The following is a 22242-nucleotide window of genomic DNA, read 5'->3' on the forward strand; positions in this document are numbered from 1 at the left end:
AAATGGCCGTCTACACGGATGTTTCCGACGAGGAACTTTCCGACTTCCTGACCCGCTACGATATCGGCGCCCTCGTCTCCTGCAAGGGGATCGCCGAAGGCGTGGAAAATTCCAATTATCTGCTGGGCACCGAAGCCGGCCGCTTCATCCTGACGCTCTACGAGAAGCGAGTGAACGAGGCCGACCTGCCGTTCTTCCTCGGCCTGATGGATCATCTTGCCGGCCGGGGCATCACCTGTCCCCAGCCCGTGCGGGACCGCGACGGTCAAGCACTGGGCCGTCTGGCCGGGCGCCCCGCCACCATCGTCAGCTTCCTCGACGGCATGTGGGTGAAACGGCCGGAGGTGAGCCATTGCGGCCAGGTGGGCGAGGCGCTGGCCCGTCTGCACAAGGCCGGCGAAGGCTTCTCGATCCACCGCCGCAACGGCCTCGGGCCGGACGGCTGGCCGCCACTTTACGCAGGCAGTGCCGACCGGGCCGACGACGTTCTCCCCGGCCTCGGAGGCGAGATCGAGGCCGAACTTGCCTTCATCGGGGCGAACTGGCCGAAGGATCTGCCTGAAGGCGTCATCCACGCCGACCTTTTCCCGGACAACGTCTTCTTCCTGAAGGGCCAGTTGTCCGGTCTCATCGACTTCTACTTCGCCTGCAACGACTTTCTCGCCTACGACCTCGCCGTCTGCCTCAATGCCTGGTGCTTCGAGCCGGACGGCTCGTTCAACATCACGAAGGGCCAAGCGATGCTTGCCGGCTATACGGCCGGCCGGCCGTTGACGGACACCGAGGTCGGCGCACTTCCGATACTCTGCCGGGGAGCGGCGCTGCGCTTCCTGCTGACCCGCCTCTACGACTGGCTGATGACGCCCCCCGGTGCGCTCGTTCGCAAGAAGGACCCGCTCGAGTACTACAAGAAGCTGCGCTTCCACCGGACGGCGGCAACGGCGAACGCCTATGGCCTCGAACTTGCCGGAACCGGCGCATGAGCGAGGGAAAGCGCGTTACCGTCTATACCGACGGCGCATGCTCGGGAAACCCCGGCCCCGGCGGCTGGGGAGCCATTCTCGTCTATGGCGACAAGAGCAAGGAGCTCTGCGGCGGGGAGCAACTGACCACCAACAACCGTATGGAGCTGACCGCCGCCTGCGCCGCACTCGAGGCGCTGACGCGGTCCTGCGCGGTCGATCTCTATACTGACAGCCAATATGTGAAGGGCGGCATCACCGGATGGATCTTCGGCTGGAAGAAGAATGGCTGGAAGACCGCCGACAAGAAGCCGGTGAAGAACGCCGACCTCTGGCAGCGGCTCGAGGCGGCGCGTGAGCGCCACAGCGTCGACTGGCACTGGGTAAAAGGCCATGCCGGCCACGACATGAACGAGCGGGCCGACGAGCTTGCGCGCCAGGGCATGGCGCCGTTCAAGCCCGGCTATGTGCCGCCCGGCGGAGGAGGAGAAAATGCCGCATGAAGCCGCGCCGATCCTCGTCGTGGCCAATCCGGTGGCCGGAAACTTCAACTATCGCCACCTGATGCGATTGGCCGAGCGGCTCGATCGACTCGGCCTCAAGTCCGACATCTGGCTGACCCGCTACTCGGGCGAGCTTTCCGATATTGCCTTGGAGCTATCGCCTTCGGTGCGTACGCTCGTGGTCGGCGGTGGAGACGGCTCGATCAACGAGGCGATCACCGGCATCGTCCGTCGCGGTGGAGACGGCCCTGCCCTGTCGATCCTGCCATTCGGCACCGCCAACGTGCTGGCGCACGAACTCGGGCTGCCCTCCTCACCGGAGAAGATCGCCGAGCGCATCGCGGCGGGGCGCAAGACCCCGCTTCATCTCGGCATGGTCGGCGAGCGCCCCTTTGCGCTGATGGTGTCGGCCGGCTTCGACGCCGATATCGTCCATGCCGTCGAGGCTCCCTTCAAACGGCGCTGGGGCAAGCTCGCCTATGGCTGGCGTGGCCTTGCCTTGGCGCTTGCCCAAAAAGGGCGAGACGTGACGGTCATCGCCGACGGCGAGACGATCAAGTGCCGGATCGCCGTGGTGACGACGGCGCGCTTTTATGGCGGTCCGCTTACGATCACGCGCCACACCAAGGCGACCGAGCAGGGCCTGCGCCTGGTGACGCTCGCCGACGACCGGCCGGCAACGCTGCTTCGCGCCGCCACCGCGCTGGCGCTCGGCCGCTTGGAGAGGTTGGCTACGGTTCAGGACCGGCCAGTCACGGAGGTTCGCTTCTCGGGCGAAGGCATCCGCATGCAGATCGACGGTGACCGGATGGAGACGACAGACGCGGTGGTGCGATCCGGACGCATCATCGACGTTCTGGCGTGAACGCGTCATTCGCGTTTTTCGCACACGGATGGCAGCCACAATCTCGCCGCGAACAGGCTCGATGCATAGTCCGATAGCATCCACTGGCATTTTCCGCCGCGTGGGGCCCAGCCAAGCGCTCAGGCATCATGCCCCAATCAACATCCGTCGCATTCGCTTGCTTGATCTTGTCGGCATCCCCCTTACAGGCGGCCCCAGCGAGCTTTGAAACGCCGAGACCGGACGGCAGTACGATCCACTGGTCGCTCGACAGGCCGGATGCAGGCGCAAACGGACTGCTGGTTCTGATGCAGGGCTCGGGTTGCGCCAGTTCGAACAGCAGCGACAATCTCGCCAAAGCAAGAGCTGCCTTTGCCGACTTCGCGGTGTTGACGGTGGAGAAGTACGGGGTCGAGCCATCCTCGAGCCCAGAGCCGACCGGGGAGGCCTGCTCGGCGGAGTTCTACAGAAACCACAGCGTCTTGCAACGCGTCGCGGACTATCTCGACGTCATCGCCACGCTACGCGACTCACCATGGTGGAACGGCCGCCTTGTGCTCTTCCGCGGTTCGGAAGGCGCCGATGTCGCCTCCCGCCTCGCGGTCCCGGCCCATGCGGACGCGGCCGTCGTCCTTTCCCTCGGCGGCGGCTACACCTTCGGCGAGGACGTGCGCTGGTCCTTCGAGCAACAGATGATACGCGAGGGCGTGCCTCGGGACCAGTGGCCGGACCTCGCCGCGGTCTTTTCGGAGGCCAAGTCCGCCCCGCGCAGTGGCAAAGCCTGGGGTGGATCCGGCTATCGCTTTTGGGCGGACAGCGTCGACCACCGGGCCGCCGATGACCTCATCCGGTTCGACGGTCCGATTCTGATGATCCATGGGAGCGCCGACACGTCGGTTCCGGTCGCCTCGGCGCGCGCGACGCTGGACAGGTTCGCCGACGCAAAGCGTTGCAACCTGACCTTTTGGGAGTTCACGGGCTACGACCACGGCATGACCGATATGGACGGTCGGAACCACATGACCGAGGTGCTCGATCAGGCCGCCCTCTGGGTCAAGACCCGGTTGGCGGAACGAGGCGCTCGGTCGCCTTGCATGGCGCCCTGAGCCTCGTCCACGCCATCGTCGACCGCAGCGCCTCTTGTGAGAGCGACTACAGCTTTTCGAGAATGCTCGGAGCCGCCGAACAGGTGGCCTCGCTCGCCCTTTCTTCGACCTGCAGCTCCTTGACGATGCCGTCCTCTACGATCGCGGCGTAGCGTCTGGACCGAATGCCCATGCTGGGCGAAGGTTCGAGATCGAGCCCAACGCTCTTGGCAAAGGCGGCCGCCCCGTCGGCGAGAAAGACGATCTTGTCGCCGGCACCGAGCGCATCGCGCCACGCGCCCAACACATAGGCATCGTTGACCGCGGTGACCGCGATGGCGTCGATGCCCTTGGCCTTGATCTCATCGAACTGCTGAATGAATCCAGGAACATGGGTCTTGGAACACGTCGGTGTGAAGGCACCGGGCACAGCCACCAGAACCACCTTCTTGCCGGCAAACACTTCGTCGGTCGTGATCTCCTTCCGGCCGCCGTCGGCGGTCGGCGTCAAGAAGGTGAACGCAGGCAGCTTTTCTCCAACCTTGATCATGACCTCTCCCTCTCTCTACAGTACGACCTCGTGATTATACCTATTCAGACATAGCGTCGAGGCTACGGACGATCTCGTAGGCCCGGTCTTTCTCGGCCAGCACGAAATTAAGCTCAACGCCGTCCACGCCCGCCGCTTTCGACGGTCCCTCCAGCGCAATGGTGAAGCGGCGACGGCCGTCCTCCACGCCAACGGGCTCCGGTGGCGCTGCGTACCATTTGGCCGGTCCGGTCACGAAGAGATCGACAAGGCGACCGTCATCGGGCACCGACACCTCGACGCTCCCCCTCGCCGTCGTCGCATCGAAGTGGAGGCGATCGACGGCGACGCGACCATCGTCTGCGATTGTCGGCACGCGCGCTTCGAAGGCCGAGATGGCGGAATTGGCCTCGGGATCGGCTGGAGCATCGGGATCGAGGCGGACGGTCGCATCAGCCTCTGCCGGCACGCAGATCTCCGCGCATAGCCCGTAAAGCACGTGAACGGAGAGCGTCAGCGGCTTGTCCGGCCGCTCCGGAACAGCTCGGATCGGCAGGAGGAGACGCCCCTCATAGATCATCGACGTGCCGGTGCCGTCGGTGTAGCGCTTCGGCACCGGATAGGCGACGCCGAAATCCTTGAGATTGGCGCTGCCGGCCACATCGAAGATCGGCGGAATACCGGCATCGCCGGGGTTGCGCCAATAGGTGTGCCAGCCCTCGGGCAGATCGAGTTCCAGCGCCGCACGATAGGCGCCGTTCTCGATGCCGCCTGCAACAAGCAGGCGAGCATCCACTTTCGGCACGTCGAAAGCCGACGCCGGGCCCGCCAGGACACCGAGCAGCGGCAGGAGAAAAGCAGTTCGCAGCAGGGCCGACATCTTCAATACAGTCATCTCGATTCCGGAAGGCAATCGGGACCAGATAGCATCAACCCGGCCTTCAGCCCCACGAAAAAACGATAAGCCGACTGATTGGGGATCACATTATCGTGGCCGGGACCACCACCGGCGAGACCGGCCACATTGTCATAATAGTCAGTGTTTTCTGTTTCTTAAGGGCTCCGGGAGTTGATGATTACACCTTTCGTATGAGCCCTCGAGGATAGTATGCGTCTGTCCATACAGAAGTCGATAATTCTGGTTGTTTCGACGTTGAGTCTGGCCCTTTTGGCCCAGACAGGAGACGGCGTCTGGACGGCATATCGAGCATGGTCGACAGCGGAGACATTGCGAGGTCTCGCGGAGGTTGAACGCAGCCTGTTCGAGGCCATGTCCGCCTTCCGTATCGAGCGCGGCGATACGCCTTCCGCGCTCGGGATGCCAAAAGAGCAGAGCGGTGACATCGTCAACGCAATCGCCGAGCGTCGGGCGGAAACCTCGGCCAAGCTCGATGCCACGATCGCCGGTCTTGAACTGATCGGCGGCGACGCGTTGAAGCCGGCGAAAGACGATCTCATGAACCGGCGAGACCGGCTAAAGACGTTGCGAGACGCCGCCGACACCGAGCTCGCCAAGCCGCTTGCCGAGCGGGACAAGAAGATCGGCAAGACCTACCTCGCAGAGGGCGGAGACATCCTCGCCGCGATGGATAAAGCAACGGGCGCAATTGAAACCCAAATGCAGTCCATGGCCCCGGAACTGGCCGCCTTGGTCAACGTCCGAGCGCTGGCCTGGAACGCCCGCAGCTACGCGGGCACCACGGTGATCGGAATGCTGCCCGCGATTACGGAAAAGCGCCCGTTCCGCGATGGCGAGGCCGCACCGATCAATGCCGCCCTCAAACAGGCGCAGTCCCTGTGGGAGCTGGTGCGCGACATGGTCGCCTCACCCGGCATTCCCGAAAAAGTCAGGCAGGCTTTCACCGAGGGAGACACCGCCTTCTTTTCCGGCGAGTTCCGCAAACACCAAGACGATCAGATCAAGAAGATGACGTCCTGGCAACCGCCGAGCATCAAGCTCGATGCCTGGCTGCAGGCCGGAGCCAAGGCGACTTCGACGGTCGGCGGGGTCGCCGGAGCGGCGATCGAAGCTCTCGGGACCAAGGCCGACGGCTATTCGTCCAAGGCCACGCGTCAGCTCGCCATAAATGCGGCCATGCTCGCCTTCACCGTGCTTCTGTCGATCGCCGCCGCCGTCATCACCCGCGTCCGGCTTGGCCGTCCCATGGCGTTGATGACCGTCGCCATGAGCCGTCTCGCCGCCAACGATACGACGGTGGAAGTCCCCGGGCTTGGCCGCAAGGACGAGATCGGCGCGATGGCCGCCGCCGTCGAAGTGTTCAGGAACAACGCCATTCGGGTCGGCGAAATGGCTCGCGAGGCCGCCGAGCGCGATGCAGGCGAGATCGCGGAACGGCAGCGGCTGCGTGAAGAGACCGCCGCCGCCTTCGAGACCACCGTCGGTGGCGTCCTGGAGCGGGTCATCGCCGCCATCGACCTGTTGCACAGCTCAGCCGAAACTCTGACCGGGAACGCCGAGGAGACGGCAATGCAGGCTGCCTCGGCCGCCGCCGCCGCCAGTCAGGCGACAGCCAACGTTCAGACCGTCGCCGGGGCCACCGAGGAGCTGTCGTCCTCGATCAACGAGATCGGTACCCGCGTCGCCGCAGCCGGCTCGGTCACAACGGAAGCGCGGGAGACGGCCGCCGCCACACGGGAGAACATCGCCGGCCTACAGACCGCAGCCGATCAGATCGGCACCATCGTTGAACTCATCGACAGCATCGCGGGACAGACCAACCTCCTCGCGCTGAACGCCACCATCGAGGCCGCGCGGGCCGGTGAAGCGGGCAAGGGTTTTGCCGTCGTCGCCGCCGAGGTGAAACAGCTTGCCGACCAGACCTCGAAGGCCACATCCCAGATCGGTCGTCAGATCGGTGGCATCCAGTCGTCGACCGGCACATCCGCCACCTCGATCGGTGCGATCGCCGAGATCATCAACCGCCTCAACGACATCTCCGGGGCCATCGCCACAGCCGTGGAGCAGCAGTCCGGCGCGGCGAGCGAAATTGCCCTCAATGTCAGCGAAGCGGCGCGCGGAACCGCCGCCGTGTCGGAGAACGTCGAGGGCATCCGAAAGGCTTCGGAGCATACCAGCGCCGTGTCGACCACCGTGCTCTCGGCGGCGGACGACCTCGCGGAGCAGGCTGGCGAACTTCGTCGGGCGATGGACGATTTTCTGGTGACGCTGCGGGCGGCCTGATACCGGGCAATCCGGTACTTTTTGCGAAGGGAGGTTGCAGACGCCGCCTCCCTTCGCCGCTTTCAAGCCTTGAATAATCGCCATGGCGGTTCATATTGGTCAATCGGAGCCCCACGAACCCCGGATGCGCCATGGCCGACAAGGCAGCCTATCTCGACGGTAAGTTCCTGATCGCAATGCCGGCGCTCGACGACGGTGAGTTCGAGCGCTCCGTGATCTATATGTGCGCCCACTCGGCCGAGGGAGCGATGGGGCTTGTGATCAACAAGCCGCTCGACCATCTGTCCTTCCCCGATCTTCTGGTGCAGCTGGAAATCATTCCCGACGAGAAGCGCATCCGCCTGCCCTCAATGGCCCGCTCCATGCGGGTGCATCAGGGCGGCCCCGTCGACACCGGCCGAGGCTTCGTGCTGCACACGTCCGACTTCCATCTCGAGACGTCGACGCTGCCGATCTCCGAAGACCTGTCGTTGACCGCGACGGTGGAAATCCTGAAAGCGATCGCCGAGGGGCGAGGGCCCGAGCATTCGCTTCTGACGCTCGGCTATGCCGGCTGGGCGCCGGGCCAACTCGAGAGCGAGATCCAAGCCAACGGCTGGCTCATCACCGATTCCGATCCCGACATTATCTTCTCCGCCGCCGATGGCGAGCGCTATCGCCGGGCGCTCGCCACGCTGGGCGTCGATCTCGCCGCATTGTCGCCGGTCAGCGGACGGGCCTGATCAGCCCGCAGCCTTTTCCCTGGCCACGGCGCGCCAACCGATATCGCGGCGACAAAAACCATCCGGCCAGCGAACGCGATCAACCGCCTCATAGGCCTTGGCCTGCGCTTCGGAGACACTGTCGCCGAGTGCCGTGATGGCGAGAACACGGCCGCCGTTCGAGACGATCGAGCCGTCCTTCGAAGCAGTCCCTGCGTGAAAGACCGACACGTCCGGCAGCGCCGCCGCTTCGTCAAGGCCGTCGATCCGGCTACCCTTGCCATAGGTGCCGGGGTAGCCCTTGGCGGCCATGACCACGGTCAGCGCCGTGCGCTCGTCGAAGTTGGCGATATTGCCGGACAGGCGCCCTTCGGCGGAGGCCAGCATCAACTCCAGAAGATCGGACTGAAGACGCGGCAACAGGACCTCGGTTTCCGGATCGCCGAAGCGAACGTTGTATTCGATCAGCTTGGGGCCGTCCGCTTCGATCATAAGGCCGGCGAACAGCACGCCGACAAAGGGCGTCCCGCGCTTGGCAAGGCAGCGCACCGTCGGGACGATGATCTCGTCCATGATGCGCATCTCCATCGCTTCGTCCACCACCGGCGTTGGTGAATAGGCGCCCATGCCACCGGTGTTGGGGCCCGTGTCGCCATCTCCTACCCGCTTGTGGTCCTGGGCAGCTGCGAGCGGCAGCACGTCGATGCCGTCGGTGATGGCAAAGAAGCTCGCCTCCTCGCCGACGAGACAATCCTCGATCACCACCTCGGCGCCAGCCGCCCCGAATGCGCCGGAGAAGCAGGCGTCGACCGCAGCAAGCGCCTCGTCGACCGACGACGCCACGACGACCCCCTTGCCGGCGGCCAGACCATCGGCCTTGACGACGATGGGCGCGCCCCGATCGAGAACATAGGCACGGGCGGCCTCGGCATCGGAGAACCGACCATACGCCGCCGTCGGGATACCCGCTTCGGTGCAGACTTCTTTGGTGAAGGCCTTGGACCCTTCGAGACGCGCCGGCTCCCTCTTCGGACCGAAGGCCTTGATGCCGGCAGCGGAAAGATCGTCGACGAGGCCGGCCACCAACGGCGCTTCCGGTCCGATCACCACGAAGTCGACGCCATTGGTTTTGCAGAAGGCGATCACGGCCTCATGGTCGGCGGGGTCGATGGCGACAAGGTCGGCAATCTCGGCGATTCCCGCGTTGCCAGGAGCGCAGCTCAGACGAGTCAGCTTTGGAGAACAGCGAAGGGCGGCGGCAATGGCGTGTTCACGCCCGCCGGAACCGATAAGGAGCACGTGCATCTGAAGCCTCCAACGTCGCCGAGCCGATGCCGCGCGCCTTAACATGGCGGGCCGTGGAACAAAAGGCCGGAAGGCGAAACGGCCAGCGTTTTTCCATGAGTAAGCTGTCGCACGCAAATGGGAGGAGGGCTAGACTTCCTCCATGAACGCCCCTGATTCCGACGATATCGTCATTCCCGACGCCAAGCGCGGCAACTGGACCGATCGCCTGTTGCCGGCTGCCGCCAAGCCCTATGCGCAACTCGCCCGACTGGACCGGCCAATCGGCTGGTGGCTGCTGCTTCTGCCCTGCTGGTGGTCGCTGGCGCTGGCAAGTGGAGCGGCCGGCCAGGCTTTTCCGTCGCCTTGGCATGCGCTGCTGTTTTTCGTTGGCGCCGTTGCGATGCGGGGCGCCGGCTGCACCTATAACGACATCGTCGATCGCGACATCGACGCCGCCGTGGCGCGAACGCGGACGCGGCCGATCCCGTCGGGACGCGTCAGCCGCGGAGCCGCCACCGCCTTCCTGGGGCTGCAGGCTCTGGTCGGCCTCATCGTGCTGCTTCAGTTCGACCACTTCTCGATCGTTCTCGGCCTGTGTTCGCTGGTGCCGGTCGCGATCTATCCGTTCATGAAGCGGATTACCCACTTCCCACAGGTCGTACTCGGGCTTTCCTTCTCGTGGGGCGCGCTGATGGGCTGGAGCGTGGTGTTCGGGCGGCTCGATCCGCCGGCATTTCTCGTCTATGTCGCGGCCATCCTTTGGACCTTCGCCTACGACACGATCTATGCGCATCAGGACCGCGAGGACGATGCGCTGATCGATCTCGGTTCGACAGCCCGCTATTTCGAGCACTCGACGCCGAAGTTGCTCACCGTCTGCTACGGTGCCGCCGTCTTGCTGCTTGGGGTGGCCTTCTACCTCGCCGATGCCAAGATCGTCGCCTTCGTCGGACTCGCGGGTTTCGCTCGCCATCTCGCCTGGCAGGTGGAGAAGTTCGACGCGGACGACGGAGAGCTTTGCCTCAAGCTGTTCAAGTCCAACCGCGATGCCGGACTTATTCTGACCGCCGGCCTTGTCATCGACGGACTGCTCAAAGGCATGTAGCCAGCCCCCGCTTGACGAAGGTCGGCTACAGGACAACGTTCAAGCCACGATCATTCGTAGCTGATGATCTCGCGCCAATCGCGTAACACCGGCATTTCGCCCGCCGCGCCCATCTTGCGACGGACGAGGAAGCGAGGTCGACGATCGCCCATGGAAGCGTGACGCCGACGCGGCGCCGGATCGCCCACCGGAACGGCGGCCTTGGAGCCGACGCGCTCGACGGAGCCTGATGTCGAGACCAGCAACATCGGCAACCCGAGACGATCGGACCAGCCCTTCCAGTCGGCCGCAGCGGCTTCCATGTCGCGCGTCACCGTGAGCGGAATCGACAGCGCCGGATCGCGATGGTGCAGCTCGACGTTGGCGACGAGATCGCCGGCGGCATTCGGCTCGATCCTGACCGACACGCCCTCGAAGGCTGTGAACGGCAGGCTCAGCGTCAGCGGCAACCCGGACAACTGACGGCGAACGACGACCCCATCGTCGTCCATATAGATGGCGGCCTCCTGGACGGGCCGACCGACCTGCCCGACGTTGACGCACCACTTGGCCGGCAGATGCCCTGGATCGAGCCTAAGCGCCGTTTTCAGGCCCAGGGGAGTGGCTCCCATCATGCTCTTTGCCTCACTCGCAAACTTTTGACTATCCCTGTCGGGCCGAGCGTCTTTTTTTCGCGCTCAGTCCCGAAACCATGGCGAGCATAGGTCGAACGTCATCCCCGGCGGCTTAAGGGATTGGGTAAACTTTTTCTCGATTTTTGAGAGGGTTAGCGGAATCTGAAGCGCCAAATCGCGGCACGGCGTCAACTCTCGGTCAATCTTCGTTGACAACGCCTCGCCAGCCCTTCCATCGGCGATGACGTAACGTTCAGCCAGAAAATGCTTGCACGTCAAAAGGTTGACGGCCAACCTCCCCCGAAAGGCGAGCAAGCGTCACGGTGAAGGCCGGCAAGGAGTTGCCGCATTTCTGTACGAGGAAGACCGCCTCAAGGCTTGTCGGCCGACACCCCCAGCCCTAAACACGGAACTCCCGGAACCGATCGGATACCCGCATGAGCGATCTCGTCGACCTCGACCAACTGACCCAACAGGCGGCTCGCCTCGTCGAAGCGGCGCGCGCGGCCGGCGCGGACGCCGCCGATGCCGTCGCTGTCCGCTCCGTCAACCAGATGGCGAGCGTCCTCAAGGGCAAGGTCGAAAAGATCGAGCATGCCGAAAACGACGATTTTGGCCTCCGGGTCTTCGTCGGCGATCGCAACGCAACCATCTCCGCGACGCTCGGCTCGGATGTCGAGGCATTAGCCAGCCGAGCGGTCGCCATGGCCCGCGCGGCGCCCTCGGACCGTTATGCCGGTCTGGCCGACAGCGCCTTGCTGACCACCGCCCGGCCCGACCTCGACCTCCTCGACGAAACACCGGTGTCCGCCGCCGATCTCGCCGAGCGAGGGAAGGCCGTCGAAGCGGCCGCCATGTCCGTCGACGGCGTGAGCAACACCACCGGCGCCAGCGCCTACTGGGCACGCGGAGGCATGGCTCTCGTCACGTCCAGCGGGTTCTCCGGTGCTTATGAGTCCTCCGGCCACGGCCATTCGGTCGCGGCCATCGCCGGCAGCGGCACCGGCATGGAACGGGACTGGGATTCCTCTTCGAAGACCCATCTCGCCGACCTTGAAAGCGCGGAAACCGTCGGCGCCCGGGCCGGCATGCGTGCCGTACGCCGCCTCAACCCGCGTCAGGTGGCGACCCAGAGCGCGACGGTGGTTTATGATCCGCGCGTCGCCACCAGCCTGATCGGCGCGCTCATCGGCGCCATTTCCGGCGCGTCGATCGCCCGGCGCTCATCCTTCCTCAAGGATCGGCTCGGACAGCAGCTGTTCGGGCCGAAGATCCGGATAACAGACGATCCTCTGCGGCGACGCGGCCCTGGATCACGTCCGTTCGATGGTGAAGGCGTCGGCGCCGAGCCGCTCGATCTCGTAAAGGACGGCGTTCTCACCACTTGGTTGCTCGACAGTGCGACGGCACGCGAACTTGGCCTTCAGACGAACGGCCGCGCTGGCCGGGGCACCGGCGCGCCGAGCCCCTCGTCGACAAACGTCTTGCTGCACCCCGGCGGGCAGTCGCCAGCAGAGCTGATCGCGGCGGTGGGCACGGGACTCTACGTTACCGACTTCATCGGGCATGGCGCCAACCTCATCACCGGCGACTACTCGCGGGGCGCGGCAGGCTTCTGGATCGAGAACGGGGAGATCGCCTATCCGGTGGCCGAGATCACGGTGGCCGGCAACCTCATCGACATGTTCCGCGAACTGGTACCGGCCGATGACATCGAATTTCGCTCGGCCTTCACCGCGCCAACGGTGGCCATCGGAGGACTGACGATTGCCGGTCGCTGACAGCGCACGCATCGACGAAGACACGGCGCTCCTTTCCGACGCGGCGCTCGCCGCCGCAAGCATCGGTCTTTCCTTCTTTCGCCGCGACCCGCGCGTCTGGAAGAAGGCCAATGACTCACCGGTCAGCGAAGCCGATCTCGCCATCGATCGCTTTCTGAAGGATCGCCTGCTGGCCGCGCGGCCCGATTATGGCTGGCTGTCGGAAGAGACCGAGGACGATCCGGCTCGCTTGGGCTGCGAGCGCGTCTTCGTGGTCGATCCGATCGACGGAACGCGCGGCTTCATCGCCGGCTCCGACCAGTGGACGATCTCGCTCGCTGTCGTCGAACGCGGGCGGCCGGTGGCGGCGGCGCTTTTGCAGCCGTCAGTCAGTCATCTCTATACGGCCGGTCATCGGCGCGGCGCATTCCTCGATGGCAACCGCCTGCGCCTGCAGCCGCGCCCGAGTCTCGCCGGCGTACGTGTCGCCGGTCCCGCCGTTCTGATTTCCCGCCTGTCGCGGCCGGTGCCGACGCTCAGGAGCCGAGGGTACGTCGCTTCGTTGGCGCTCAGAATCGCCATGGTCGCCGACGGTACGCTCGACCTCGCTTTCGCGCGCGGCGGCTCCCACGACTGGGACCTTGCCGCCGCCGACCTGATCGTCGCCGAGGCCGGCGGGACACTCGAGACCATCGACGGTGGCCCTATCGTCTACAACCGCCCCGATGCTGACCACGACAGCCTAATCGCCGGCTCGCCGGCACTGACGCGAGCGGCAGCGGGCGCCATAGGCCCCTATTGAGGAGCCGCCCTTGCAAATCGGGCCGGGCTTGACGAAAAGAAGATGGGCCGCCCAAAGGAGGCGCCCGTTGCGGAAGGCGAGATCTTCATGACGACCGAAATCACATCGAAGCAACTGCTTCACCTCGTCATTGGCGGCGAGATGAAGACGCTCGACTCGACAGAGTTTGCCGATATCAACGCCATCGATATCGTTGGCGCTTTCCCCAATTATGCCGCCGCCTATGCCGCCTGGAAGCAGAAGGCGCAGGCCACCGTCGATCAGGCGCAGACACGCTACTTCATCGTCCACCTGCATCGTCTCATGGATCCATCGACCTGATGCAGCTCCCGAACAACCCCCATCTTCCGATGTCGCACACGCGCTGCCTTCTGTCTCCGGAGACACCGCTTGCAATTTAGCCGGAAACTTCTCGGCAGCGCGTCGGTCAACAACGCCCTGTCGCATCTGCTCGCCTGGTATGTTCTTGGTGTGTTTCGCACCGCCAAGGTGAACATCGTGCCGTCTGATGCCTTCGACGTGGCGCTCGCGGAAGCTCCGGTGATCTTCACCTTCTGGCACGGTCTCGCCATGATGACGCCTCGTGCCGTGCCGCTCGGCCTGCCGATCGTGCCGATGATCGCCCGCAACAAGGCGGCCGGAATCGTCGCCAATGCCGCGGGAACGCAGGGCATCCGCACCATTCGAGCGTCCGGCTCGCAGGGCACGCGTACATTGCACAGGAAGGGCGGGGCCGCCGGATTCCGGCAAGCCTTGCGCGAACTCGAAGCCGGCAATTCCGTTTTGATGACGGCTGACGTCCCCAAGGTGTCCCAGGTATCGGGCAAGGGTGTCATCCACCTGGCCCGGCTCTCCGGCAGGCCGATCATTCCCCTCGCCTACGTGTCGCGCTACGGCCTTCGTTTCAACAACTGGGACCGCATGGTGGTGGATCTACCGTTCTCGCCGGCAACTGTCAGGCACGGCGCTCCGATCCGGGTTCCGGCCGAGGCCAACGTCGAGGACGTCGAAAGGTTGAGGCGCTTCCTCACCGAGGAGCTTGATCGGATCACGCAAGACGCCTACGAACGCACGGGAATCGCTGAAAAGTTCATCCCCGGTCCTCAAAACCAAGACCTTGCCGCCGATGGCTGATCTCGGAGACGCGCTTCTTTCGACGTGGATCGCCCTGACCCGGCTCGCCGGCCCTGTCGGTGGGGCCATCGTCGGCATGCGTCGACGCCGCGGGAAGGAAGATCCCTCCCGGTCGTCCGAACGGCTGGGCCATCCTTCGGCCCCCCGTCCGGAGGGGCCGCTCGTCTGGGTACACGCCGTCAGTGTCGGCGAGGCGATGGCGGCGATGCCGGTGGTCGACCGTTTGATCGCGGAGGGCAAGGGCGTTCTGGTTACAACGGTCACCACGACGTCCGCCGCTCTCGTCGGGCACCGCTTGAGGCCAGGACTGATCCATCAGTTCGCACCTCTCGATCTCGCCGGTCCGGTCGATCGATTTATCGCCCATTGGCGCCCCGATCTCGCGGTGTTCGTCGAAAGCGAGATCTGGCCGGTCGCCATCGGCCGCCTCGCCGATCACGGCATACCGCTTGTCGTCGCCAACGCCAGGCTGTCGCCGCGCTCCTTCGGAGGGTGGCAACGGGCGGCGCCAGCGGCGCGCGCCGTGTTTCGTCGCATGTCACTGGTGCTTGCCCAGACCGATGACGACGGAGCGCGCTTCTCAAGGCTGGGGGCCCAAGAGGTTGCCACTTTCGGCAACATCAAGTTCGACGCCGGCCTGCCGGACGTCGGCGTCGCCGATCTCGAAGCGTTGAGACATGGCATTGGCGCGCGACCGGTGCTGCTTGCCGCCTCCACTCACCCAGGCGAAGACGAAGTCGTCCTGACGGCGCTCCTGAAGATCAAGGAGAGACGGCCGGAGGCGATGCTCGTCATCGTACCGCGTCATCCGGTGCGGGGGAGCGACATTGCGCTGCTCTGCCAGTCCGCCGGTCTTGAAACGCGTCGTCGCGGTGCCGGAGATCTTCCGGATGCCTCTACGGAAGTCTATGTCGCCGACACGCTTGGCGAACTGGCTACGTTCTTCCAACTGGCCGATTTGGTCTTGATGGGCGGCACCTTCATCGAGGGTATCGGCGGTCACAATCTCATCGAGCCGGCTCGCCTCGGCGCAGCGGTGGTGAGCGGACCGCACTTTTCCAACTGGGTCGAAATCTACCAAGCCTTCATCGAGGCCGGCGGCCTCAAGGTCGCCGAGACGCCCGACGATCTCGCCGAAGCGGCACTGAGCCTGATCGACGATCCAGACCTCAGAACCAGGCAGGCTGCAGCTGGGGAGCGGGTGGTCGCAGGCTCGGCCGGCGCCGTTGCCCGCACCATCGAGGCTATCACGCCCCTGATCGGCCGACCGCCGGGTGGTGCCCCATGCTGACGCCGGCCTTTTGGTGGAAGCGCAAAGGTGTCGCCGCCTTGTTGCTGGCCCCGATCGGCCTTGTCTATGGCGCCATCACGGCGCGGCGCATGCACCGCCCCGGAGGCGCTGAGCCGCCACTGCCTTTGGTCTGCGTCGGCAACTTCGTGGCCGGAGGCGCCGGCAAGACGCCAACCGCCATCGCTCTTGCCCACTCCGCGCGTTCGGTCGGTCTCGATCCCTGCTTTCTGACCCGCGGACACGGCGGGCGCCTCAAGGGGCCGATCCTCGTCAACATCGAGACGCATACGGCGAGCGACGTCGGCGACGAAGCCTTGTTGCTCGCCCGAGTCGCGCCAACGGTGGTGGCACGCCGACGCACCGATGCCTTTGGGCTGCTCCGGGCCACCGGGACAGATCTCTGCATCATGGACGACGGGTTCCAGAACCCGTCGGTAAAGAAGACCTTCAACTTCGTGGTGGTCGATGGAATGGTCGGGGTCGGCAACGGTCTGCCACTGCCTGCCGGACCCCTGCGGGCGCCGCTTCGGCGCCAGATGCTGCTGGCCGATGCAATCATCATTTATGGCGACAGCAAGCTCGGCCAGCGGGTCGTGCGGATGGCCGCCCGCGCCGGCAAACCGGTATTCCGAGCCACTCTCGATGCAAACGCGCCGCCCGCCGCTCCGCATCGACGACTCTATGCCTTCGCCGGCATCGGACGTCCGGAGAAGTTCTTTCGGTCGCTAGAGGCAGAGGGTTACCGTCTGGCTATGCGTCGAGCCTTTCCAGACCATTATCCATACCGCTTCGAAGACCTTACCCGTCTGCTCGACGAGGCCGACATGCTCGATGCAGTGCCCGTCACCACCGAGAAGGATGCCGTTCGTTTGCCGCGCGGCATTGTCGGCAGCAACTGGTCGCGAAACCGCGTCGCCGTATTCGGCGTTCACACGCGCTTTCTCGAAGAGAATGCGTTGGGGGCCCTGCTTCTCGACATCCGCAGGCGCTGGATGGCGAAGCACTTCAGCTGATCTGCTTCGACCTCGGGCAGATGCTACCCAAACCGAGACCTGGACTCAGCGAGCGCCTGTATGACGACGGTAGGCGGTAAGCGCCGCCTCGGCATCGATATACGGCTCCTGATGCTCGACGGACCAGTATTTCAGGTCCTGCAGCAAGATCGGGCGTCCGGTGATCGCGCAACGCACATAATTGCCGTTGCGGAGGATCTGGTAATCACCGTCGAGATAGCGGATCTGCGCCTCGCCACCGCCGAAGGGGGGGTCCATATTGTTCAACATGGAATGGTGAATAACCCTCGCCCGGCGATCATGCAAGAGGCTCATGCCTTGGCGGCAAGGCGGTCGATCGACCACCCGGCCAGCCATAGAGCGGGCAGACCGAACAGCGCGGCGCCAATGCTCCACCAGAGGATCACCGCGTCAGCGCTGCCGTACCAGATTCCGAGCCAGCAGAAAGGCAACGTGCCGAGCGTCGCCCTGCCCCAGTTGAAAAACGTCGAGTAGGAGGCAAATCCGAGATTGTTGAAGGCGGCATTGGCCACGAACAGCGCTCCGGTGAAGATGAATGTCGGCGCGGCCCAGAGACAGTAGAAGGCGATCATTTCCGCCACCCTGCCGGAGGCCTGGAACGCCCAGTTGATCGCGTCAGTCCCCAGAAGCAGCAACAGCCAGATCGCCGCCACATAGATCGCCGTGAACAGCGTGCTGTCCGACAAGGTCTTGCGGACCCGGTCGAAGCGATGAGCGCCGACATTCTGGCCGAAAATGGCTCCGACAGACCCCGTCAGCGCAAAGATTCCGGCAAAGCACAGCGGATAGATGCGGCCAATGATCGACCAGCCCGCCACCGCTTCCGTGCCGAAGCGCGCGACATAGGCGGTGACCATCATGTTGCTGACCGGCGTGGCGAGGTTGGTCAGAATGGCAGGAAAAGCGATGATCAGGAGCGGCGCGAAGTCGCGACGGACATTGCTCATCGTCGGCCGCACCAGAGCATTGAGGCGCGGCACCAACCCGTACCAGCCGACGGCGATCGCCACGAAGCGGATCAGAACGGTGACGATGGCGGCGCCGGTGACGCCGAGATCCAGAGCGAAGATGAAGATCGGGTCCAGGATTGCCGTTGCAACGGCACCAGCCAGGTTGATCCATAGCGTCATGCGTGGCGCACCGAACGCCATCAGCACACCGCCCATGGCCATGCTGAGGGCCAGAGGGGGCATGCCCAGCATGGTGATCCACAGGAAATGCCGGGTTACCTCGAACTCTCGACCTGTCGCGCCAAGTAGCGAAAGACATGGATCGAGCACGGCCGCGATCACCAATGTCACGGCACTGCTGGCGGCAAAGGAAATGACCAGGCCCGATGTGGCGACACGGCGGGCGCCGCTGCGGTCGCCGGCACCAACCCGCTGAGCGGTCAACGCCGTCACACCGATCGAGAAGCCGATGCCGACCGACACCAGAAGGAACAGCACGGCTCCGGCGTAGCCCATGGCCGCCGTAAGCACTTCGTCGCCCAGAAGCGAGATGTAGAGGAGATTGACCAGATCGACGGTGAAGATCGCCATCAGCCCCAACGAGCCGAGAGCGGTCAGCGCCACGACGTGACGGAACACCGATCCTTCCACGTAGGCGGCGTCGGCGGTCGCACCGGCGGCGTGCGGCATCGTGAGACCTCTCAAGCGATCAGAAGCAGACGAAACGACGAAGGCCAAACGGCCTCACTTCAGGATGTCGTCGGTAGCATCCTGGAGATCCTGAATCTGGCAGCTTTGTTCGCCGGTGATCCCGGTGCAAACTTCAACCGAACCACGATGGATCATGTCTACGGCGACATAGAGAATGACCAGGAGGCCGATCCACGCGATCCAGCGGAAGCGGTGCAGCAAGCGAGCGATCAGCGTGGCCGCGGCTCCCATCAAACCGACCGAAAGCAACAGGCCGATCACCAGAACGCCGACATGGTCGCGCGCTGCGCCCGCCACGGCCAGCACGTTGTCCAGCGACATGGAAACGTCGGCGAGGATGATCTGGATCAGCGCTTGACGGAATGTCTTGCCGCTCGCGGCCGGCGTCGCGTCGCAAGCGGCGGAGTCGAGCGCCTGCTCGGCGGCCTCAACACCTCGCGCCTCCTCGTGACGGTTCGCCCAGATTTCCCGGAACATCTTCCAGCAAACCCAGAGCAACAACACGCCGCCCGCCAGCGTCAAGCCAACGATGGCGAGGAGATGGGTGGTAATGATCGCAAACAGGATGCGCAGAACAACCGCGCCGCCAATGCCCCAGAAAATCACCTTGCGCCGAATGGATCGATCGACACCCGCCGCCGCCATTCCGACGACAATCGCATTGTCACCGGCCAGAACGACGTCGATAAAGACGACCTGAGCCAGCGCGGCGAGTTCAACCGACAAGAAATCCATCGAAAACACGGCGTCTGTCCCAACCCTGTTCGGCGAGACGCCGATATCTTCCAGGCAAATTCCCGACCGCCGTCAGGTAGGACGCGCGAGAGGAAATTTCAATGGCTGGAGTGAATTTAGACCCTCGTCATTTATGCGAAGGAAGACGCTTCAAAGAAGGCCATGGGAAACGAGCTCGGCCTCAAGGGCGACCGGCGTGGTGAAGACCGCGCCGAGCAATCCGGCTTCGTGCGCGCCCTCCACGTTTTCCGGCATGTCATCGATAAAGAAGCTTTCCCCTGGCCGGAAACCCAGTTGTTCGAGGGCTCGGCGGAAGACCTTCGGATCGGGCTTCAGCGTCGAGAAGGAGGAAGAGACCAGGAAACGATCACCCACAAGACGTGCGAGGTCCGGCGCGAGTGTTTCCCGATAGGCATAGACCAGGGGACCATTGTTGGTCAGCACCGCGACGGCAGTGCCGGCCGCGATCAGCCGTTCGATGAGGGCGAGCGTTCCGGGGATAAGGCGCATGCCCCGCCTGCGGGCCTCGACCCAGTCCTCGATGGCCAACGGATAGCCAAGACGCTCGCGCCAGGAGGCAATATAGAGTTCCGGCGTCGGAAAGGCGCCACCGTCGGCGGCAGCCTCCAGCCCCTCGCCCCAGACGCGCTCGTTGATGAAGAGAGGATCGAGACCGGTCACGCTTGCAATGTGAGCGATGCGATCCGCGCGCGTGTACGTGTAGACGACGTCGTCCATGTCAAACAAGGCAAGGCGGATGGGACGCATACTGCTTTCTCGTTGCGATCGGATGGGTACCGGAGGCCTACCCCGGCTCTTGGCGACCTGCGACTTCAGGTCGCCGTACCACCGACGGTGACCTGATCGATCCGGAGCGACGGCTGACCGACACCGACCGGCACGCTCTGTCCGGCCTTGCCGCACATGCCAATGCCCCGGTCGATTTCCAGGTCGTTTCCGATCATCGAGACCCGCTTCATCGCCTCGGGACCATTGCCGATCAGCATGGCGCCCTTGATCGGCTCGCCAACCTTGCCGTTTCGAACGCGATAGGCCTCGGTGCAATCGAACACGAACTTGCCGGACGTGATGTCCACCTGGCCACCCGAGAAGGACACGGCGTAGATGCCGTCCTTCACCGAGGCGACGATCTCCTCGCGACTCTTGTCGCCGGAAAGCATGTAGGTGTTGGTCATGCGCGGCATCGGCACATGGGCATAGGACTGCCGGCGACCGTTGCCGGTGGACTCGGCGCCCATCAGGCGGGCGTTCTGGCGATCCTGCATGTAGCCGACAAGGCGTCCATCCTCTATCAGCACCGTCTTGCCGCTTGGTGTCCCCTCGTCGTCGATGGTCAGCGATCCGCGCGCATCCGGCAACGTGCCATCGTCGATGATGGTGACGCCCTTCGCCGCCACCTGCTCGCCCATCAGTCCGGCGAAGGCAGAGGTCTTCTTGCGATTGAAATCGCCTTCGAGGCCATGCCCCACCGCTTCGTGCAGCAGAACGCCCGTCCAGCCGGGCCCGAGCACGACATCGAAGGTTCCCGCCGGGGCCGACTTCGCCTCGAGATTGACCAGGGCCTGACGAAGCGCTTCGTCGACGGCGTGCTGCCAACGCTCCGGCGTGATGAAGCCGTCGAGCGCCAGACGACCACCCTCGCCATAGGAGCCGCTCTCCTGCCGGTCGCCGCTGCCGGCAATCAACGACACGTTCACACGGACCAGCGGGCGCACATCCCGGAGGTGAACGCCGTCGGCGCGGATGATCTCGACGATCTTGTGGCTGGTAGTGATCGAAGCGGTCACCTGCCGCACGCGCGGGTCGCGAGCGCGCGCCCAGGCGTCGATTTCCGAAAGCAGGGTTACCTTGTCCGAGAAGGCGGGAGACAACAGCGGATTGACGTCGCCATAGAGCTTGCGATTGGTCGGCCGCGGCGGCTCGGCGAGCGTGCCGGCATACCCCATGGAAACGGCCTTCACGGCGTCGGCGGCCCGTCGCAGGGCCTTTTCCGAGAGATCGTCGGCATGGGCATAGCCCACCGCCTCACCTGCCACCGCCCGCAGGCCGAACCCCTGGTTGACGTCATAAGTGGCCGTCTTGAGGCGTCCGTTGTCGAAGGTCAGCGCCTCGCCTTCCGAACGCTCCAGGTAGAGTTCGCCGTCGTCGGCACCGACGAGCGCATCGCGAACGAGGCGTTGCGTCGCGTCGGGATCGAGACCGGCAAGGGCGAGAAGGTCATGGCGTTCGGTCATCGGCGGCAGCGTCCCATCAGCAGGAGGATCAATACCTCCATAAATGCAAACGTCCGGATGCTCTAGCTTCCGGACGCGCAACATGTCGTGTTTCGTGCAGCCCCACGCAAGTGCGACCGTTCACGGAAGGGCGTCAAAACCTTCCTTGAAGCCCTTCAGCGAGATCGGAATACCGATACCGTCTTCCGGGGAATCGTAGATGATGAACAACGCCTTGCCGCCCTTCTCGAGCTGACCGATGAGATCGTCCTGCAGGACGACCTCGGCATAGCAGCCGCGCGCCCGACAGCGGACGAAACCGACGCGGCCGATGTCCTTGTCGTCGATGCGCAGGCCAAGTCCGGCCATCAGGTAGACGCCGAGCGGCGCCAGGACCCGCATGATCCTCGCCTTCTTGTCGACCGTCTTCACGATCAGCACGGACAGTCCGATGTTGTCGCGATCCTCGGCGGTAACGTTTTGCACCATGGCGCACTGCTTGTCGCGTGCGCCGACCGGCTGGTCGCACCGGATCTGCCAGTCGCCGTGCACGGACTCCACCTTGCCATCGACGAACTCCTGCGCCGCCGCCGAGGAGAGCGTCGCCGGCAATGAACCCATGGCGAGCAGAACGGAAAGGCAGGCGGAAAGAACGGTCCTCATGACGGTCATGATCCTCTCGTCAACGTCCCAGACCCAAGAGACTGGCGACGAATCGCCGGCCGGTCCTTATTCCCACACTTGCAGCGGCACGAAAAG

At 64.4% G+C, this 22242-nt stretch carries 23 protein-coding genes; 13 read left to right on the forward strand and 10 right to left on the reverse strand.

All coding sequences use genetic code 11. From position 1 onward, the window contains the following. The first annotated feature begins 2 nt into the window (after window positions 1-2). The 4 genes from M4J40_RS15365 to M4J40_RS15380 all read left to right on the forward strand — a co-directional run bounded on the left by M4J40_RS15365 (window position 3) and on the right by M4J40_RS15380 (window position 3415). Window positions 3-983, forward strand: a complete 981-nt coding sequence (locus M4J40_RS15365; protein WP_251755159.1) for a homoserine kinase — start codon at window positions 3-5, stop codon at window positions 981-983. After that, the gene (rnhA, locus tag M4J40_RS15370; RefSeq protein ID WP_251755160.1) at window positions 980-1465 is read left to right on the forward strand and encodes a ribonuclease HI; all 486 of its coding nucleotides are present in this window, start codon (window positions 980-982) and stop codon (window positions 1463-1465) included. Before M4J40_RS15365 ends, rnhA begins: the two co-directional genes overlap by 4 nt. Then, window positions 1455-2330: a diacylglycerol kinase family protein gene (locus M4J40_RS15375; protein ID WP_251755161.1), complete on the forward strand. Its 876-nt coding sequence runs from the start codon at window positions 1455-1457 to the stop codon at window positions 2328-2330. The genes rnhA and M4J40_RS15375 overlap by 11 nt, the downstream gene beginning before the upstream one ends. Window positions 2331-2617: 287 nt before the next feature. Next, complete coding sequence (locus tag M4J40_RS15380) at window positions 2618-3415, forward strand: S9 family peptidase (protein ID WP_251755163.1); 798 nt, start codon at window positions 2618-2620, stop codon at window positions 3413-3415. A 46-nt stretch (window positions 3416-3461) separates the two neighbouring features. Here the strand turns inward: M4J40_RS15380 and M4J40_RS15385 are convergent, their stop codons facing one another. After that, on the reverse strand, window positions 3462-3944 hold the full coding sequence (locus M4J40_RS15385) for a peroxiredoxin (RefSeq protein ID WP_251755164.1): 483 nt from the start codon (window positions 3942-3944) through the stop codon (window positions 3462-3464). A gap of 40 nt (window positions 3945-3984) precedes the next feature. Beyond that, complete coding sequence (locus M4J40_RS15390; protein ID WP_251755166.1) at window positions 3985-4818, reverse strand: protein-disulfide reductase DsbD domain-containing protein; 834 nt, start codon at window positions 4816-4818, stop codon at window positions 3985-3987. Window positions 4819-5151: 333 nt separating this feature from the next. Here M4J40_RS15390 and M4J40_RS15395 point away from each other — a divergent pair, with 333 nt between their 5' ends. Further along, entirely contained in the window at window positions 5152-7125 is a 1974-nt protein-coding gene (locus M4J40_RS15395; RefSeq protein WP_251755168.1) for a methyl-accepting chemotaxis protein, read from the forward strand. 131 nt (window positions 7126-7256) lie between these two features. Then, window positions 7257-7847: a YqgE/AlgH family protein gene (locus M4J40_RS15400; RefSeq protein WP_251755170.1), complete on the forward strand. Its 591-nt coding sequence runs from the start codon at window positions 7257-7259 to the stop codon at window positions 7845-7847. Here the strand turns inward: M4J40_RS15400 and purD are convergent, their stop codons facing one another. After that, entirely contained in the window at window positions 7848-9131 is a 1284-nt protein-coding gene (gene purD, locus M4J40_RS15405) for a phosphoribosylamine--glycine ligase (protein ID WP_251755171.1), read from the reverse strand. It abuts the gene before it with no gap. A gap of 142 nt (window positions 9132-9273) precedes the next feature. Here purD and ubiA point away from each other — a divergent pair, with 142 nt between their 5' ends. After that, window positions 9274-10218, forward strand: coding sequence for a 4-hydroxybenzoate octaprenyltransferase (ubiA, locus tag M4J40_RS15410; RefSeq protein WP_251755173.1), 945 nt, complete (start codon window positions 9274-9276; stop codon window positions 10216-10218). A gap of 50 nt (window positions 10219-10268) precedes the next feature. Here the strand turns inward: ubiA and M4J40_RS15415 are convergent, their stop codons facing one another. Then, on the reverse strand, window positions 10269-10832 hold the full coding sequence (locus M4J40_RS15415; protein ID WP_251755175.1) for a DUF6101 family protein: 564 nt from the start codon (window positions 10830-10832) through the stop codon (window positions 10269-10271). 437 nt (window positions 10833-11269) lie between these two features. Between M4J40_RS15415 and M4J40_RS15420 the strand changes: the two genes are divergently transcribed. The 6 genes from M4J40_RS15420 (at window position 11270) to lpxK (ending at window position 16832) form a co-directional block, all read left to right on the forward strand. Then, window positions 11270-12613 (forward strand): TldD/PmbA family protein, encoded by a 1344-nt coding sequence (locus tag M4J40_RS15420; RefSeq protein ID WP_251755176.1) that lies wholly within the window; start codon window positions 11270-11272, stop codon window positions 12611-12613. Further along, window positions 12600-13394, forward strand: a complete 795-nt coding sequence (locus M4J40_RS15425) for a 3'(2'),5'-bisphosphate nucleotidase CysQ (protein WP_251755178.1) — start codon at window positions 12600-12602, stop codon at window positions 13392-13394. Before M4J40_RS15420 ends, M4J40_RS15425 begins: the two co-directional genes overlap by 14 nt. 87 nt (window positions 13395-13481) lie before the next feature. Beyond that, the gene (locus M4J40_RS15430; RefSeq protein WP_251755180.1) at window positions 13482-13715 is read left to right on the forward strand and encodes a DUF4170 domain-containing protein; all 234 of its coding nucleotides are present in this window, start codon (window positions 13482-13484) and stop codon (window positions 13713-13715) included. A 69-nt stretch (window positions 13716-13784) separates the two neighbouring features. Then, window positions 13785-14528, forward strand: coding sequence for a lysophospholipid acyltransferase family protein (locus tag M4J40_RS15435; protein ID WP_251755181.1), 744 nt, complete (start codon window positions 13785-13787; stop codon window positions 14526-14528). Continuing rightward, on the forward strand, window positions 14521-15819 hold the full coding sequence (locus M4J40_RS15440; protein ID WP_251755183.1) for a 3-deoxy-D-manno-octulosonic acid transferase: 1299 nt from the start codon (window positions 14521-14523) through the stop codon (window positions 15817-15819). The genes M4J40_RS15435 and M4J40_RS15440 overlap by 8 nt, the downstream gene beginning before the upstream one ends. Next, the gene (gene lpxK / locus M4J40_RS15445) at window positions 15813-16832 is read left to right on the forward strand and encodes a tetraacyldisaccharide 4'-kinase (protein ID WP_251755184.1); all 1020 of its coding nucleotides are present in this window, start codon (window positions 15813-15815) and stop codon (window positions 16830-16832) included. The genes M4J40_RS15440 and lpxK overlap by 7 nt, the downstream gene beginning before the upstream one ends. 45 nt (window positions 16833-16877) lie before the next feature. Here lpxK and M4J40_RS15450 read toward each other — a convergent pair whose 3' ends face one another. From M4J40_RS15450 to M4J40_RS15475, 6 genes are all read right to left on the reverse strand, one after another. Next, entirely contained in the window at window positions 16878-17102 is a 225-nt protein-coding gene (locus M4J40_RS15450) for a DUF2093 domain-containing protein (RefSeq protein ID WP_251755187.1), read from the reverse strand. A 41-nt stretch (window positions 17103-17143) separates the two neighbouring features. Beyond that, complete coding sequence (locus M4J40_RS15455; RefSeq protein WP_251755188.1) at window positions 17144-18493, reverse strand: MATE family efflux transporter; 1350 nt, start codon at window positions 18491-18493, stop codon at window positions 17144-17146. Between the two features lie 54 nt (window positions 18494-18547). Beyond that, complete coding sequence (locus tag M4J40_RS15460) at window positions 18548-19249, reverse strand: TerC family protein (RefSeq protein ID WP_251755191.1); 702 nt, start codon at window positions 19247-19249, stop codon at window positions 18548-18550. A 150-nt stretch (window positions 19250-19399) separates the two neighbouring features. Further along, window positions 19400-20017: an HAD family phosphatase gene (locus M4J40_RS15465; protein ID WP_251755193.1), complete on the reverse strand. Its 618-nt coding sequence runs from the start codon at window positions 20015-20017 to the stop codon at window positions 19400-19402. A 65-nt stretch (window positions 20018-20082) separates the two neighbouring features. Next, a complete protein-coding gene (gene tldD / locus M4J40_RS15470; protein WP_251755194.1) occupies window positions 20083-21504 on the reverse strand; it encodes a metalloprotease TldD in 1422 nt (473 codons plus the stop codon). Between the two features lie 120 nt (window positions 21505-21624). Continuing rightward, window positions 21625-22155, reverse strand: a complete 531-nt coding sequence (locus tag M4J40_RS15475) for an invasion associated locus B family protein (protein ID WP_405030756.1) — start codon at window positions 22153-22155, stop codon at window positions 21625-21627. Between the last annotated feature and the right edge of the window lie 87 nt (window positions 22156-22242).

The organism is Pleomorphomonas sp. JP5, from assembly GCF_023721815.1.
Taxonomy (GTDB): Bacteria; Pseudomonadota; Alphaproteobacteria; order Rhizobiales; family Pleomorphomonadaceae; genus Pleomorphomonas.

What these genes read in the sequence shown, in the direction of transcription:
- ubiA (WP_251755173.1), top strand. Translation starts at nt 9,274, where the DNA reads ATGAACGCCCCTGATTCCGACGATATCGTCATTCCCGACGCCAAGCGC.
- M4J40_RS15450 (WP_251755187.1), bottom strand. Translation starts at nt 17,102, where the DNA reads ATGTTGAACAATATGGACCCCCCCTTCGGCGGTGGCGAGGCGCAGATC.
- M4J40_RS15385 (WP_251755164.1), bottom strand. Translation starts at nt 3,944, where the DNA reads ATGATCAAGGTTGGAGAAAAGCTGCCTGCGTTCACCTTCTTGACGCCG.
- tldD (WP_251755194.1), bottom strand. Translation starts at nt 21,504, where the DNA reads ATGACCGAACGCCATGACCTTCTCGCCCTTGCCGGTCTCGATCCCGAC.
- M4J40_RS15465 (WP_251755193.1), bottom strand. Translation starts at nt 20,017, where the DNA reads ATGCGTCCCATCCGCCTTGCCTTGTTTGACATGGACGACGTCGTCTAC.
- M4J40_RS15420 (WP_251755176.1), top strand. Translation starts at nt 11,270, where the DNA reads ATGAGCGATCTCGTCGACCTCGACCAACTGACCCAACAGGCGGCTCGC.
- M4J40_RS15455 (WP_251755188.1), bottom strand. Translation starts at nt 18,493, where the DNA reads ATGCCGCACGCCGCCGGTGCGACCGCCGACGCCGCCTACGTGGAAGGA.
- M4J40_RS15415 (WP_251755175.1), bottom strand. Translation starts at nt 10,832, where the DNA reads ATGATGGGAGCCACTCCCCTGGGCCTGAAAACGGCGCTTAGGCTCGAT.
- lpxK (WP_251755184.1), top strand. Translation starts at nt 15,813, where the DNA reads ATGCTGACGCCGGCCTTTTGGTGGAAGCGCAAAGGTGTCGCCGCCTTG.
- M4J40_RS15460 (WP_251755191.1), bottom strand. Translation starts at nt 19,249, where the DNA reads ATGGATTTCTTGTCGGTTGAACTCGCCGCGCTGGCTCAGGTCGTCTTT.
- purD (WP_251755171.1), bottom strand. Translation starts at nt 9,131, where the DNA reads ATGCACGTGCTCCTTATCGGTTCCGGCGGGCGTGAACACGCCATTGCC.
- M4J40_RS15375 (WP_251755161.1), top strand. Translation starts at nt 1,455, where the DNA reads ATGCCGCATGAAGCCGCGCCGATCCTCGTCGTGGCCAATCCGGTGGCC.
- M4J40_RS15430 (WP_251755180.1), top strand. Translation starts at nt 13,482, where the DNA reads ATGACGACCGAAATCACATCGAAGCAACTGCTTCACCTCGTCATTGGC.
- M4J40_RS15380 (WP_251755163.1), top strand. Translation starts at nt 2,618, where the DNA reads ATGCAGGGCTCGGGTTGCGCCAGTTCGAACAGCAGCGACAATCTCGCC.
- M4J40_RS15475 (WP_405030756.1), bottom strand. Translation starts at nt 22,155, where the DNA reads ATGACCGTCATGAGGACCGTTCTTTCCGCCTGCCTTTCCGTTCTGCTC.
- rnhA (WP_251755160.1), top strand. Translation starts at nt 980, where the DNA reads ATGAGCGAGGGAAAGCGCGTTACCGTCTATACCGACGGCGCATGCTCG.
- M4J40_RS15400 (WP_251755170.1), top strand. Translation starts at nt 7,257, where the DNA reads ATGGCCGACAAGGCAGCCTATCTCGACGGTAAGTTCCTGATCGCAATG.
- M4J40_RS15365 (WP_251755159.1), top strand. Translation starts at nt 3, where the DNA reads ATGGCCGTCTACACGGATGTTTCCGACGAGGAACTTTCCGACTTCCTG.
- M4J40_RS15440 (WP_251755183.1), top strand. Translation starts at nt 14,521, where the DNA reads ATGGCTGATCTCGGAGACGCGCTTCTTTCGACGTGGATCGCCCTGACC.
- M4J40_RS15390 (WP_251755166.1), bottom strand. Translation starts at nt 4,818, where the DNA reads ATGACTGTATTGAAGATGTCGGCCCTGCTGCGAACTGCTTTTCTCCTG.